Source organism: Pseudarthrobacter sp. H2 (genome assembly GCF_050157045.1).
GTDB lineage: Bacteria > Actinomycetota > Actinomycetes > Actinomycetales > Micrococcaceae > Arthrobacter.
Map to the genome: position 1 here is coordinate 816,924 of NZ_CP189594.1, position 13,665 is coordinate 830,588.

The following is a 13,665-nucleotide window of genomic DNA, read 5'->3' on the forward strand; positions in this document are numbered from 1 at the left end:
CATGAACACAACCACAGTAAGCGGGCGCAAACAGCCCTTGGTTTACCGGCTTCCGGTGATCTCGCATTTCAGGAAGAGCGTCGGGCTGCAGCGCGGGATGCTCGTCACCGGCCTTGTGCTGACCGTGCTGTTCCTGCTGACGACGGTGCTGGCGCCGGTCATCGCGCCCTACGGCTACGCGCAGCTCAGTGACGCGTCCGGCACCTTCCCCGCCCAGCAGGCACCGGGCGGACGCCATATCCTGGGCACCACGGTGGGTGGCTACGACGTATTCTCCCGCGTCATCTGGGGATCCCAGACTGCAATGGTCGTGATCATCGTCGCGGTGGCCATGTCGATCTTCCTGGGCGTCGCGCTGGGCTTGGTCAGCGGCTACTTCGGGGGTTGGCTGGACCGGATACTGGTGGTCATCGCCGACGCCATCTACGCTTTCCCGTCGCTGCTGCTGGCCATCGTGATGTCGATCGTGATCAACCGCGGCCAGTCAAGTTTCTGGGGCGGCATCCTTGCCTGCGCGTTCGCCATTTCCGTGGTGTTTGTCCCGCAGTACTTCCGCGTGATCCGGGCCGAGACCATCCGGCTCAAGGCCGAGCCCTTCGTCGAATCCGCCAAGGTGGTGGGGGCTTCCAGCGCCCGCATCATGGGACGCCACATCTTCAAGAACGCAACCCGCACGCTGCCGCTGATTTTCACGCTGAATGCCTCCGAGGCAATCCTGACCCTTGCGGGACTGGGCTTCCTGGGGTTCGGCATCGAACCGTCCTCCGCCGCCGAGTGGGGCTTCGACCTCAACAAGGCCATGGCTGATGCCTCCTCGGGGATCTGGTGGACGGGTGTCTTCCCCGGTACGGCCATCGTCCTGACCGTGCTCGGGCTGACCCTGGTCGGCGAAAGCATTAACGACCTCAACGACCCACGGCTCAGGGGCCGCAAACGGGCTGGCGGCAAGACGCCCGCCGGAGGCCCGGACTCCACCGCCGGCGCGCAGGCCGCCCTTGAAGCAGAAGCGAGAACGCTATGACCATCAACCTCGACCGGCCGGGCTCCGGCTCCGGCCCCGTCCTGGACATCGACCACCTCAAAGTCACCTTCGCCACCGACGCCGGGGACGTGTACGCCGTCAAGGACGTCAGCCTCGAGGTCAACCCGGGCGAGGTGGTGGCGATCGTGGGTGAATCGGGCTCGGGCAAGACCGTCACGGCCAAGACCATCCTGGGGCTCCTGCCCGAGACGGCCCTCAGCTCCGGGGCCGTCCTGATCAACGGCAACAATGTCGTCAGCGTCAGCGCGGCGAAGCTCCGGCAGATCCGCGGCCGCGACGTCGCCATGGTGTTCCAGGAACCGTCCACCGCGCTAAACCCGGTCTTCACCGTCGGCTGGCAGATTGCCGAGGGCATCCGGGCCCATGCCGACACCGGCACCGGCCACCGTATCTCCGGCAAGGAGGCCAAATCGAGGGCCATCGAGGCCCTCCGCAAGGTGGGCATCCCGGACCCCGAAACCCGGGTCAACTACTATCCGCACCAGTTCTCCGGCGGCCAGAAACAGCGCGTCGTGATTGCCGCGGCCCTGGCCCTGAACCCCGGACTGATCGTGGCCGACGAGCCCACCACCGCCCTGGACGTCACCGTCCAGGCTGAGATCCTGGACCTGCTCCGGGACCTGCGGGACAAGTACGGGACGTCCATCGTGCTGATCACCCACAACATGGGCGTGGTCGCCGACCTCGCGGACCGCGTGGTGGTCATGTATCAGGGCGACGTGGTGGAGGAAGCTCCCGCACGGGTCCTGTTCGCCCAGCCCAGGGACGACTACACCAAGAAGCTGCTCGCCGCCGTGCCGCACCTGGGCCGCAACTCCGCCTCCGAAGGCATGACGCAACGCGCCCACCAGGGCGGCAAGGTGCTCATTGAGGCGAAGGACCTGACGATCGAGTACCCCGGAAGGCTGGGCAGCCCGGCCTTCAAGGCCGTGGACGGCGTCAGCTTCACCGTGTCCGAAGGCGAAGTCTTCGGCCTTGTGGGGGAGTCTGGCTCCGGCAAAACCACCATCGGGCGCGCCATCGCCGGACTGAACCGCACCACCGGCGGCAGCCTGAAGGTGCTGGGCTACGAGATGCTGAACTTCAAGGAGCGCAGCTTCAAGCCGCTCCGGAAGGAGATCGGCTTCGTGTTCCAGGACCCGGCGGCATCCTTCAACCCGCAGCTGACCATCGGTGACTGTGTGGCCGAACCGCTGATCATCCACTCCAACCCGACCCCGGCCGAAGCGCGCAAGCGCGTCGGTGAGTTTCTCGAGTCGGTGCAGCTGCCGGCGTCGTACGCTGACCGGTTCCCGCACGAGCTGTCCGGCGGCCAGCGCCAGCGCGCCTCCCTGGCGCGGGCGCTCATCCTGAACCCGAAGCTGCTCATCGCCGATGAGCCGACGTCGGCCCTGGATGTTTCGGTGCAGGCCGTGGTCCTGGAGCTGTTCAAGGAGATCCAGCGGGAGTTCGGATTCGCAGCGCTGTTCATCAGCCATGACCTTGCCGTGGTGGACATGCTTTCCCACTGGGTGGGCGTGCTCTACAAGGGCAAGATGGTGGAGCAGGGGCTCGGGAACCAGGTGATGGGCAACCCGCAGCACGACTACACGCGCAAGCTCATCGCGTCTTTGCCCGTCCCGGACCCTGACGAGCAGGCCCGGCGCCGCGAGGAATTCCGCGCCGTGCTCCACGGCTGACCGCGGGACGCTCGGCGGTGCCTTGGCGCCCTCCGGGAGGACATGCCCACCGTTCGCATCGAACGGTGGGCATGCCCGCCCGGGAGTCCCGGCGGGGGAGCTGCAACGGCGCTTAACAGCAGAAGTGATTGGCCGCCGTGCCCCTAGACCGAAGTTACGTCTGGCATGACGTGCGGAATCCCCGCGTTCTTCAGTTCTAGCGGTCGTTGCAACACCCCAGATTTTCGGGAGTTGCAACGACCTTGCCGTCTTCAAATCAAGAATCTTCTTTAAAGGGAAAATCGGGTCCTCCGCCCACGCCGTCACAGAAGAACACCTACAGGCGGTACTCGCAGGCCGAGAAGGATGAATTCTTCGCTGTGCTGGAGCGGCTGGAGTGTGCCGCCGCGGCGGCCAGAGAGCTCGGATTCAAGGCGGCAACGTGCCGCAAGTGGGTCCGGCAAGCAGGGATCCACCTCAAGTCGGGTGTGAAGGGTTCGGAACCCCGCCGGGAGTATACGCAGGCTCAGAAGGACGAGTTCTTCACGCTCCTGGACCGCCTCGGGAACGTCTCGGCTGCGGCTTCAGAGCTGGGGCTGAGCACCGCCGCCTGCTACGCCTGGGTCCACGAGACCGGAGCATTGCCTAAACGGGCAAGGAAGATCAAGGGGCCCAACCGGAAATACTCGCAGGCCCAGAAAGCCGAATTCTTCACTGTCCTGGATAGTGTCGGCAGCGTCACCGAAGCGGCCAGGCAGCTCGGCCTGAGCAAAGATACGTGTCATAACTGGGCCAAGGCCGCCGGCATCCGCAGTGTCCGCGTGACGGTGGGAAAACGCGAGGAGTTCTTCCGCCTGCGCGCAGCCGGGGTGGGCCGGCGTGAAGCAACAGCGGCCGTCGGTGTTGACCGTAAAACGGCCTTCATGTGGGATAACGGCATAGTCCAGGCCAAGGGGAAACTTGTTTACCCTGAGCCCGCTGCCGTCGACTATAAACGGGAGGTGACTACTGCGATTGCGCCTCCCGAGGCCACCGGCGGAACAACGAATGTTTCGATTCCCCAAACGGCACTGGAGAAGGTGATCGATCCCCGGTACCTGTCGCTGCGGGACCGCGAGAGGATCCGGGACATGAAGTCCCAGGGCTCCTCCATCAGGGCCGTGGCAGCGGCCCTGGGGCGCTCCCCGTCCTCGATCAGCCGCGAGGTTTCCCGCAACAGCCACCCGGTGCTCGGCTACCAGCCCTACGGCGCCCAGCGGGCCGCCGTGGCGCGCCGGTCGCGGCCCAAAACCAGTAAGCTGAGCGGCAACCGGCGGCTGCGGGATTTCGTGAAGGGCAAGCTGCTCACCCGGTGCTCGCCCGAACAGATCTCCCACTTGCTGATCAAGGATTTCCCCGATGACGAGCAGATGCGCGTGAGCCACGAAACGATCTACCAGGCCCTCTATCTCCAGGCCCGTGGCGGGCTCAAGCGCGAGGTCAAGGACGCCCTGCGCACCGGGCGCACCCGCCGCAAGGCCCACAAGAACCCGGAGGAACGCACCAGCCGCTTCCGGGACCCGATGATCAATATTTCCGAACGCCCGCCCGAGGTCGAAGACCGTGCGGTCCCGGGCCACTGGGAGGGGGATTTGATCACCGGCGCCTACAACCAGTCGGCGATCGCGACTCTCGTGGAACGCACCACACGGTACGTGATGCTGGTGCACCTGCCCACCGACCACAACGCCGAATCCGTGCGTGACGGGCTCATCGAGACCATGAGCGACCTGCCTGCACACCTGCGCGGCTCGCTCACTTGGGACCAGGGCGCGGAGATGGCCCTGCACAAGGCCTTTGGCATCGCCACGGACATGGATGTCTACTTCTGCGATCCGGGAAGCCCCTGGCAGCGCGGGTCCAACGAGAACACCAACGGGCTGCTGCGCCAGTACTTCCCCAAGGGAACCGACCTGAACGCCTACGGGCCCGAAGACCTCGAACACGTCGCCCAGGAACTCAACGCCCGCCCACGCAAAACGCTCGACTGGGATACCCCCGCCGAGCGCCTTCGTGATCTACTGGTAACCACCTAACCACCACAGGTGTTGCAACGATCCCCAGAATTCGCCGTTGGCGGGGATTCCGCTGTTTCCGGGGTTCCTCCTTCTGTCTACTTCAGGGTCAGCGGGAAGCTTTGGCCGATCAGGTCGAAGGCCTTGTGTTGGATGGGGGTGGGCACGGCCAGGGTGGGGATCAGGGGCGCGGTCTCCTCGGCGCCGTAGCGGATCTCGTTGCGGGTCAGGGTTCCCAGGTGGTCCAGCAGGGACCGGAAGCTGTGGGCGGGGTGTCCGTCTGGGGTGGTGCGCCGGCTTGCTTTGGTCTGCGCTGCGGCCGATCGTTTTGCGGGGGCGACGGGGTTCTCCGGTTCGGGGCGGTTTTCGTCGGTGAACGTCAGGGGTGCCCAGGCCCGGCGGAGGTGCCAGGTGAGGTAGGCGGCGAGCATGCAGATGAATACGTGGGCGCGGACCCGGGTTTCGGTGTGGTGGTGGATCGGGCGCAGGTCCAGGTCGATGGCCTTGATGGAGCGGAAGTCGCGTTCGACGTTGGCCAGGGACTTGTAGGTCGCGACGACTTGTCCGGCGTCCATGTGGGTGTCCTGGATGGTGGTGCGGATGATGTAGATTCCGTCCAGGGCCGCCTCGGCGGCGATTTGTTCCTCGTTGCGGGCGTACGCGAACGAGGTGTCGCCGATGGTCAGGGTGTAGTGCTTTTCCATCTTGTATCTGCCGACGACCTTGCCGGCGCGCACGCCGATCTTCCCGGCGTCTTTGAGCCGCCCGGCTTCGGCGGCGGCGGTGATTTTGGCCAGCTCCGTGTCGGTGGCTGCGAGCAGTGCGGTGCGTTTGCGGGCCCGTTCGGCGGCCAGGAGCGGGTTGCGGCAGGCGATGAGGCGTTCGCCCGGGTAGTCCGGGTGGGCGATCTCGGCCAGGTCCTGCTCGTCGAACAGGCTCATCTGCAGGGGCCCGTCGTCGGCGGCCAGGGCCTGGATGGCGGGGCGCGCAGCGCGGTGACCCAGCCCAGTCCGCCGAGTTCCTTGAGCTGTTCGATCCGGGCGGAGGTGATCATGCCGCGGTCTCCGACCATCACCATGTCCGCCAGGCCGTAGCGGGTTTTGAAGTCCTTGGCGAGGGCCTCGAACGCGGCCGGGTCCGCGGTGTTCCCGGGCACGACACGCACCGAGACCGGCCGGCCCTCGGGGTCGGTGAGCAGACCGTACTCGATCTGCTCCAGACCTTTCTTCCCGTCGCGGGAGTAGCCGCGGGCCGCGAGCGGGCACTTGTGCCCGGTGACCCAGGACGAGGACAGGTCGAACAACGCGAGCCGGTCCGGGTTGGCCTCCGGGGACAGATGCCTTTTCGCCAGCGCCTTCTCGATGGTTTCCTGCCGGCCTGCGAGCCAGTCCATCGCGGCGTAGACCTCATCGGTCGTGGCGCCGGCGACTCCGAGGTCTTCGGCGAGGGTTGTGTCGGCCCACCAGCGGGTGGTCGCCAGCTTCGAACCGGGTCTGCAGACCCGGGCGATCACCAGGGCCAGGGCCAGGTCCCGCTGCCCGCAGGCCGGGCCGAGCAGAGCGGGAATGCCGAGGGCTTTGGCCTGGGCGAAGACCGCGGCGACGTGGCCGTGCGGCAGGGACCGGGTGATGGTGGCCACGGCGTCCGCGGGCACCAGGTGCCGGCCCTTGAGCCCGGCGTCGATGAAGTCGACCACATGCCCGGGCAGGGCCGAAAGGTTCGCGACCGTTTCGTTGCGGACCTTCCCGCCCTCGCGGTAGGTCCGGCGCAGGTACGCCGACCGGTATACGCGCTCCTGGCCATGCTTGTCCGTATGGGACTTCACAACTCTGACTACATGAACCGCGCCGCCTCGCTTCATCATAACAACATTTTAGAGTGCTTTTCCCTCACATTCGGGAAAGACACGACAACTATTCTGACTACGCGAAACCGTATAAAACGGGCCCCCCGCCCGGAAACTCAACGAATCCGGGCGAGAGACCCACGTAACTTCCGCCTAGACTGGGTCAATGACCGAGCAGAACCACAGTCTTCCCCATGCCGATCCTGACGCCGATTCCTACGACCCCGCGGCCAGTTCCCTGGCCGGTCAGGTGGATCCGGCGGTGATGGCGGAACTGTTGTCGATCCGCTCCAGCATCGACAACATCGATGCCACCCTCGTGTTCCTCCTCGCCGAGCGGTTCAAGGCCACCCAGAAGGTCGGCTTCCTGAAGGCCGCGCACCAGCTTCCCGCCGGGGACCCGGGCCGGGAGACGGCCCAGATTGCACGCCTGCGCCACCTCGCCGCCGAAGCCCACCTGGACCCGGCCTTCGCCGAGAAGTTCCTGAACTTCATCATCGGCGAGGTCATCCGGCACCATGAAGCCATCGCCGAAGACCACCAGGCAGCAGCCCGGGATGCCGAGGCCCTGGAGGCCGGGGCCAAGGACGCCGCCGGTGGCGGCGCCGCACGGGCAGCCGGATCCCCGGCTCCTTCCGTCGCCGCAGACGCCTAGCCATGGCCGCCCGGACAGCGCCCACCCAGGCATCGCAGGCCCAGACACCGCAGGAACCCGCCGAAGTCACCGCGACGGCCGCGGGCCCCTGGCCCGGGGAGGACCCGGTCGAGGCCACGCGGACCGTCCGCGGCGAACTCGGCAGCCCCCATCTGCCGTTCCTCGCCGAGCTGCCTGACCGCGGCGTCGGCTCGGACGCCCTCGGCCGGACCGCGTCGCTGCTGGTGGACATGTCCGTGGATGTCCAGCCCTACGGCTGGAGGATCGTGGACCGGCCCGGCAAGGACCTGATGCGGGCACGGTCGGCCCTCTCCACCGACATCAATATCCTGGCGGACTTGATCGGCGCCGAGGATACCCCGGCGGCGGACATCAAGGTGCAGCTGCGCGGCCCGCTCAGCCTCGCCGCCGGCCTGCATCTGCATCACGGGGAACGTGCCCTGATCGACTACGGCGCCCGGCGCGATATCGCCGCGTCCCTGGCCGCCGGCGTCGACGGCTATCTGTCCAGGGTTGCCATAGCGGCACCCGGGGCCCGCATCGTGGTGCAGATCGATGAACCCGAGATCGCGTCCGTGCTGGCCGGCACCATTCCGACCTCCAGCGGCTACCGCACCCTGCGCTCCATTCCCGGCCAGGAAATCACCGACTCCTGGCGGCTGGTCATTGACGCGCTGCGGGCCGCCGGCGCCGCCGAAATCGTGGTGTCCGTCGCGGAAGTCGAGGCCCCGTTTGACCGGATCCTGGCCGCCGGCGCCGACGGGATCGCGGTGCCGCTCCGGGCGCTCACCTCCCGCCAATGGGAACAGCTCGCGGGCGCCGTGGAGGCTGGAAAGCGCCTCTGGGCCGGAGCGCTGGACGTGGCTGATCCGGCCGCGAGGCTGCCCCGCGTCGGCGACGTCGTGGAAAACGTCTGGCGGCCGTGGCGGCAGCTGGGGCTTCCCGCGTCCACGCTGGGGGCGCTGCGGATCACCCCTTCGGACGGGCTGGCGCATCACTCGCCGTCGTCCGCGACGGCGGTACTGACCCGGCTGACCCAGGTGGCCGACGGCCTCAACCAGCTGGCCCTCGGCTAGTCCCCACCGCCGCCCTAGCCTCGCAAGCTCGGCCAGGGAACCTTGGCGGCGTGGGCCCAGCAGCGCCGGCCGGGGCGCCCGCACCGGTCAGAGGCGGCTGTTCCAGCGGTCCGGGCGGGCGGTCGGGGGAAGGTACCCCGGCGCCGTGATCCCGCCGGGGTAGGGTTCCAGCCGGTAGTCGAAGTGCCCGGCGTAGACCAGCACCAGGCCGATCTGGGGCTGGACCACCTTGACCTGGATCCGGTGCTGCCCCTGGCCGCCCTCTGCCGGCTCCCACCACTGTTCGGCGTAGGCCCTGGCATCGAGGGCTTCCGGCAGCGGGATCCGCAGCGGCCCGAGGAACAGCCGCGACGCCGCAGAGACGCCGCGCAGCCGGCCCTCCGCGGTGACGCTGAGGTTGAGGTCCGTGACGAGCCGCCGGTACCGGCCGACGTAGTCCACCAGCCCGGCCCGGCTGCCGGAGTCATCGAAGCTGGTGGTGTCATGGAAGAGCCGGGTGGTGCCGGGGAAGAAAATTTCACGGCGCGCCGTCAGGCTGGACCGGCCGAACGGATCCAGGTGGGCATGGTTCTCGATCCGGAACGGGATGCCCTCGCCGTATTCGGGGAAGAACGCCTGCTCGCCGGTGGCGAGCCGCAGCAGGGGGCGCAGCCAGGGCTGCCGGCAGCCGACGACGTCGAACACGCCCTCGCCGACGCCGTAGTGGCCGGAACCCGGGGCGAGCGAGAAGTAGTCCTGGAGCTCCGGCTGCAGCCGGGCGAAGTCGTGGCCGAGGGCAAGCCGGTAGATCGGGGTGTTCACTGGAAACCTCCTGGTGGTCCTGGCAGGCTGATGGGGCTGGTCCCCAGCATGCAGTACCGGACACTGAATGTTCCAGCACGCGCAGGGTTTCCTCCGGGCAGAAAGCGCGGGAAGGGACCCGGGACGAGGTTTGTACCGGCCTGCTGGTGAGGGCCCGCGCCATGCCGAGGATCCGCCCGATACGACAAAGCCATTTCAATAGGGGAATATGTAATTATGAAGGCACGCATTCTGGTAGTGGACGATGACGAGGCACTGGCCGAGATGATCGGTATTGTGCTGCGCAACGATGGCTTCGAACCCGTCTTCTGCGCTGACGGCGGACAGGCGCTGGAGGTCTTCCGTTCCTCGAAGCCGGACCTCGTGCTGCTGGACCTCATGCTTCCCGGCATGGACGGCATCGAGGTCTGCCGCCTGATCCGCGCCGACTCCGACGTGCCGATTGTGATGCTCACCGCCAAGGCGGACACCTCGGATGTGGTCCGCGGCCTCGAGTCCGGCGCCGACGACTATGTCCCCAAGCCGTTCAAGCCGGCCGAGCTCGTGGCCCGCGTCCGGGCGCGCCTGAGGCCCGGCGACCAGAAGGCGCCGGAAACCCTGCGCATCGCCGACGTGACCATCGACGTCGCCGGCCACCTGGTCAGCCGGGGGAGCGACCGGATCTCGCTGACCCCGCTGGAATTCGATCTGCTCGTCGCGCTGGCCCGCAAGCCGTGGCAGGTCTTCACCCGGGAACTGCTCCTGGAACAGGTCTGGGGCTACCGCCATGCTGCCGACACCCGGCTGGTCAACGTCCATGTCCAGCGGCTGAGGTCCAAGATCGAACGTGACCCGGAAGCCCCCGAAGTAGTATTGACGGTCCGTGGTGTCGGCTACAAAGCAGGTTCCTGAGCCTGAAGACGGCAGCGCAGTCCCGGAGAACGCCACTCCCGGGAACGCCGCGCCAAGGCATCCGGCCGGTCCGGCCGCCGCGTGGCGGGCGCTGCGGTTCGGCACCCGGATCTGGGTGCGCCGCGGCTGGATTGTCGGCGTGCGGGTCGCGCGGCTGGTGCGGACCGGCACCGTCGGGCTGCTGCCGGGCCTCCGGTACCTCCTGCGCGCCGTCCACCGGCGGTGGCGGCGGTCCCTGCAGTTCCGGACCGTCCTGACCACGCTGCTGCTCGCCATCGGTTCCTTCGCCGTCGTGGGAGCCTACCTGTCCAACCAGATCGCCAATAACCTCTTCCAGGAGCGTCTCGCCCAGGCCGAGTCCGAGACGCGCTACAACGTCAAGCAGGTCCAGGACACGTTCGACGGCGCGCAGGTCACCGACCAGTCCAGCGTCATCACCCTGGTCTACGACACCCTGAATGCCGTCGAGGGACGGGGCTCCGTGATCCAGCGCCGCTATGTCTTTGAGGCGATGCCGGAACAGACCAAGCCCCGCAACAGATGGGTCGAATCGCGGGCCTCGGACCAGCTCACCATCAGCGTGATCCCGCCGGACCTGCGCAAGGCCGTGCAGGATTCGGGGAAGGACCAGTTCTGGGCGTCAACGCAGTTCCCGGTGGGGACCGAGGACCGCCCCGGGATCGCCGTCGGCAACAAGGTCACCTTCAACGGCACGGTCTACGAGCTCTACCTGATCTATGACCTCAATACGGCGCAGAAAACCCTCAACGAGATCCAGAACGTCCTGCTCGCCGGCGCGGCGGTGCTGCTGCTGTTGATCGGCGCCGTGGCGTGGTACGTCACCCGCAACGTCGTGAGCCCGGTCAGCCATGCGGCCCTGGTCTCCGAAAAGCTCGCCGCGGGCCAGCTGCAGGAACGCATGGTGGTCAAGGGCGAGGACGAGGTGGCCCGGCTCGGGGCGTCGTTCAACCATATGGCGGCGAGCCTTCAGGAGCAGATCACGCAGCTGGCCACCCTTTCGCAGATGCAGCAGCGGTTCGTCTCCGATGTCTCCCACGAGCTCCGCACCCCGCTCACCACCGTGCGGATGGCGGCGGAAGTGCTCTATGACGCCCGCGGGGACTTCGATCCCATCAACAAGCGCTCCGCGGAACTGCTCTACCACCAGGTGGAGCGGTTCCAGTCGCTGCTGGCCGATCTTCTTGAAATCTCCCGTTTTGATGCGGGCGCGGCCATTCTCGACGCCGAGCCGACGGACATCGTCCAGCTCATCTCCCACGTGATGGAAGGCGTCGGCCCCGTGGCCGCGGAGTACGGCTCGGAGGTCACCCTCAACGCTCCCGCAGGCAGCATCATCGTGGAGATGGACGACCGGCGGATCGACCGCATCCTGCGCAACCTGGTCCTGAATGCCCTGGAACACGGCGAAGGCAGGCCCGTGAACATTTCCGTCGCCGCCAACCGCACCGCGGTTGCGGTGTCTGTCCGGGACCACGGCATCGGCATGAGCCCGGCCGAGGCGGCGCGCGTCTTCGACCGCTTCTGGCGTGCCGATCCCGCCCGTGCCCGGACCACGGGCGGCAGCGGCCTCGGGCTTTCCATCGCCGCCGAGGACACCAAACTCCACAACGGCTCGCTCCAGGCCTGGGGCAAGAAGGGGAGCGGTGCCAGCTTCCGGCTGACCCTGCCGCTGCGCCAGGGCGAGGATATCGTGAAGTCACCGCTCCAGCTGGAACCGGCCGACGTCGGCGTCCCCGGTGCCGGGCGCGAACGGACCATGCTGCTGCTGGAGCCGTCCGCTGTCCCTGGCACTGTGGGCAACAGGACCGGGGCCCCGGCGGCAGAACCAGGCGGAGCCGAAACGGGAGCCGAAACGGGAGCCGAAACGGGAGCCGGAATGAAGGACGGGTCATGAGGGGTTCCTCCAGCAACATCACCAGGGCCGGCGCAGCGGTGCTCGCGCTGGTCCTGCTCCTCCTGGCCTCGTGCGCGCAGATCCCGCGGTCGGGTCCTGTGGGCAAGAGCACGGACGCGAGCGCCGGCAACCCCAACGCCCCGGTCTTCTTCCCGGCCGCGCCCCGGGAAGGTGCAGGCCCGGAGTCGGTGATCGAAGACTTCTACAGCGCCGGCAGCGGTTACGAGGACGACTACGCCGTCGCCCGCCAGTACCTCACGCAGGCCTCGTCCGTCACCTGGAAACCGGACCAGCGCGCGCTGGTGTTCCGGTCCGCGAGGGTGGTGCCCACCGGCGTCGAGAACGTCTTCGACTATGAACTCGACCTCGCCTACTCTGTGGATGCCGACGGGGTTGCCACGCGGCTGCCCGAGGGCACGAAGGAGAACATTCCGGCCACGCTGGCCCAGGTGGACGGGCAGTGGAGGATCGCCGCGATCCCGGACGGCACGGCCATCCCGGAGGAGACCTTCAAGGTCATCTACGGCGCGTATCCGATCTACTTCTATGACCCCACCTTCACTTATGCCGTGCCGGATCTCCGGTGGTTCATCAAGAAGAAGACGGTCAAGGCCATGACGAGCGCCCTCCTCGGCGGCCCCGCCGCCTATCTCAAGGGCGCCGTCGTCAGCGCCTTCCCTTCAGGCATTAAGCTGGCCCGCGAATCGGTGCCGGTTGTCTCCGGCGCGGCCCAGGTGGATCTCACGGCGAAGGATCTCGTGGACGCCTCCAACGAGGACAGGCTGCGGATGCAGACCCAGCTGGCCCTGACATTCCGCAGCCAGCCCGATGTCATCAACGTCGAGCTCCGGGCCAACCAGGACCTGGTGCGCGTTGAAGACAACGGCACGGTCCGGCGTCCGGTACGGAACATGAGCGTCCCGGCCCATCAGATCGCCGTGAGCCACAATGAGCTGGTCCGGTACGAGAACAACAGGCTCTCGCCGCTTCCTGACATCGCGCCCGTCGCCGCCCTTTCGCCCCGTGCCCCGGCGGAATCTCCCGTCTCGCAGTCCGCCGCATTCCTCAACCCCGGCCGCGACACCCTGTACTCGGTGGTGCCCGGCCAGCCCGCCAGGGTGCTGACCACACGGGCCGCCGTGTCCCGTCCGTCGTTCGACCGGTACGACTGGACCTGGACGGCCGGACCGGGGGGCGACGGTGCCACCGAGGTCCTCGCCTACCGGCCCGTCGGCGTGGCCCAGGGTTCCAGCGTGCCCGCCGTGACCCTGACGCCGACCTGGCTCGCCGGATGGACGGTCAAGGAGTTCAGGATGTCCAGGGAAGGCGCGCGGGCCCTCGTGATTTCGGAACAGAACGGCAAGACCAGGGTCCAGGTCACGGGGATCATCAGGACAGCGGACGGCACCCCCCGTGATCTGACCGCGCCGATGACCCTGCCGACCAGCCGCGACCCTGACCAGGGAGCGTGGGTCGACGACACCACGGTGGCCGTCATGAAGGGCTCGGCGGCCGAGAGCGTGACCCCGGAGCTTCTCTCCCTCGCTTCGGCGCAACCGCAGCAACTGGCACCGTGGCCGGGTCTCACCGCCCTCAGCGCGGGCAACGGCCCGGAAGAGATCTTCGGTCAGTCAGCGGAAGGTGTCTTCCAGCGGCTGGGCAACGGCTGGTCACCCCAGCTCAAGGGCCTCCAGGACCCGTCCTTCCCCGGCTGATCCTGCGCCGCC

9 protein-coding genes and 1 pseudogene are annotated in these 13,665 nt (G+C 67.6%); 8 read left to right on the forward strand and 2 right to left on the reverse strand.

Going from position 1 to position 13,665, the window contains the following annotated elements; all coding sequences use genetic code 11:
• Position 1 precedes the first annotated feature (1 nt).
• The 3 genes from ACQCSZ_RS03875 to ACQCSZ_RS03885 all read left to right on the forward strand — a co-directional run bounded on the left by ACQCSZ_RS03875 (position 2) and on the right by ACQCSZ_RS03885 (position 4,775).
• Positions 2–1,021: an ABC transporter permease gene (locus ACQCSZ_RS03875; RefSeq protein WP_427006777.1), complete on the forward strand. Its 1,020-nt coding sequence runs from the start codon at positions 2–4 to the stop codon at positions 1,019–1,021.
• Positions 1,018–2,721 carry an ABC transporter ATP-binding protein gene (locus tag ACQCSZ_RS03880; protein ID WP_427006778.1) on the forward strand — a complete coding sequence of 568 codons (1,704 nt, stop codon included), beginning with the start codon at positions 1,018–1,020 and terminating at the stop codon, positions 2,719–2,721. The genes ACQCSZ_RS03875 and ACQCSZ_RS03880 overlap by 4 nt, the downstream gene beginning before the upstream one ends.
• Before the next feature lie 848 nt (positions 2,722–3,569).
• On the forward strand, positions 3,570–4,775 hold the full coding sequence (locus ACQCSZ_RS03885; RefSeq protein WP_427008246.1) for an IS30 family transposase: 1,206 nt from the start codon (positions 3,570–3,572) through the stop codon (positions 4,773–4,775).
• 77 nt (positions 4,776–4,852) lie between these two features.
• Here the strand turns inward: ACQCSZ_RS03885 and ACQCSZ_RS03890 are convergent.
• A pseudogene (locus tag ACQCSZ_RS03890) lies at positions 4,853–6,618 on the reverse strand (IS1634 family transposase).
• Positions 6,619–6,766: 148 nt separating this feature from the next.
• Between ACQCSZ_RS03890 and ACQCSZ_RS03895 the strand changes: the two are divergent.
• Both ACQCSZ_RS03895 and ACQCSZ_RS03900 read left to right on the forward strand, forming a co-directional pair.
• Entirely contained in the window at positions 6,767–7,255 is a 489-nt protein-coding gene (locus ACQCSZ_RS03895) for a chorismate mutase (protein ID WP_427006779.1), read from the forward strand.
• Positions 7,256–7,257: 2 nt separating this feature from the next.
• On the forward strand, positions 7,258–8,331 hold the full coding sequence (locus ACQCSZ_RS03900) for a hypothetical protein (protein WP_427006780.1): 1,074 nt from the start codon (positions 7,258–7,260) through the stop codon (positions 8,329–8,331).
• Positions 8,332–8,418: 87 nt separating this feature from the next.
• Here the strand turns inward: ACQCSZ_RS03900 and ACQCSZ_RS03905 are convergent, their stop codons facing one another.
• On the reverse strand, positions 8,419–9,132 hold the full coding sequence (locus tag ACQCSZ_RS03905) for a DUF4166 domain-containing protein (RefSeq protein ID WP_427006781.1): 714 nt from the start codon (positions 9,130–9,132) through the stop codon (positions 8,419–8,421).
• Between the two features lie 216 nt (positions 9,133–9,348).
• Here ACQCSZ_RS03905 and mtrA point away from each other — a divergent pair, with 216 nt between their 5' ends.
• The 3 genes from mtrA to ACQCSZ_RS03920 are packed head-to-tail and all read left to right on the forward strand — an operon-like array spanning position 9,349 to position 13,653.
• On the forward strand, positions 9,349–10,023 hold the full coding sequence (gene mtrA / locus ACQCSZ_RS03910; RefSeq protein WP_211877710.1) for an MtrAB system response regulator MtrA: 675 nt from the start codon (positions 9,349–9,351) through the stop codon (positions 10,021–10,023).
• Positions 9,995–11,938, forward strand: coding sequence for an MtrAB system histidine kinase MtrB (mtrB, locus tag ACQCSZ_RS03915; protein ID WP_427006782.1), 1,944 nt, complete (start codon positions 9,995–9,997; stop codon positions 11,936–11,938). Before mtrA ends, mtrB begins: the two co-directional genes overlap by 29 nt.
• On the forward strand, positions 11,935–13,653 hold the full coding sequence (locus ACQCSZ_RS03920) for an LpqB family beta-propeller domain-containing protein (protein ID WP_427006783.1): 1,719 nt from the start codon (positions 11,935–11,937) through the stop codon (positions 13,651–13,653). The genes mtrB and ACQCSZ_RS03920 overlap by 4 nt, the downstream gene beginning before the upstream one ends.
• Positions 13,654–13,665 lie beyond the last annotated feature (12 nt).

Coding starts and splice junctions, on each gene's coding strand:
- mtrA (WP_211877710.1), top strand. CDS start 9,349: ATGAAGGCACGCATTCTGGTAGTGGACGATGACGAGGCACTGGCCGAG.
- ACQCSZ_RS03880 (WP_427006778.1), top strand. CDS start 1,018: ATGACCATCAACCTCGACCGGCCGGGCTCCGGCTCCGGCCCCGTCCTG.
- ACQCSZ_RS03875 (WP_427006777.1), top strand. CDS start 2: ATGAACACAACCACAGTAAGCGGGCGCAAACAGCCCTTGGTTTACCGG.
- ACQCSZ_RS03920 (WP_427006783.1), top strand. CDS start 11,935: ATGAGGGGTTCCTCCAGCAACATCACCAGGGCCGGCGCAGCGGTGCTC.
- ACQCSZ_RS03900 (WP_427006780.1), top strand. CDS start 7,258: ATGGCCGCCCGGACAGCGCCCACCCAGGCATCGCAGGCCCAGACACCG.
- ACQCSZ_RS03895 (WP_427006779.1), top strand. CDS start 6,767: ATGACCGAGCAGAACCACAGTCTTCCCCATGCCGATCCTGACGCCGAT.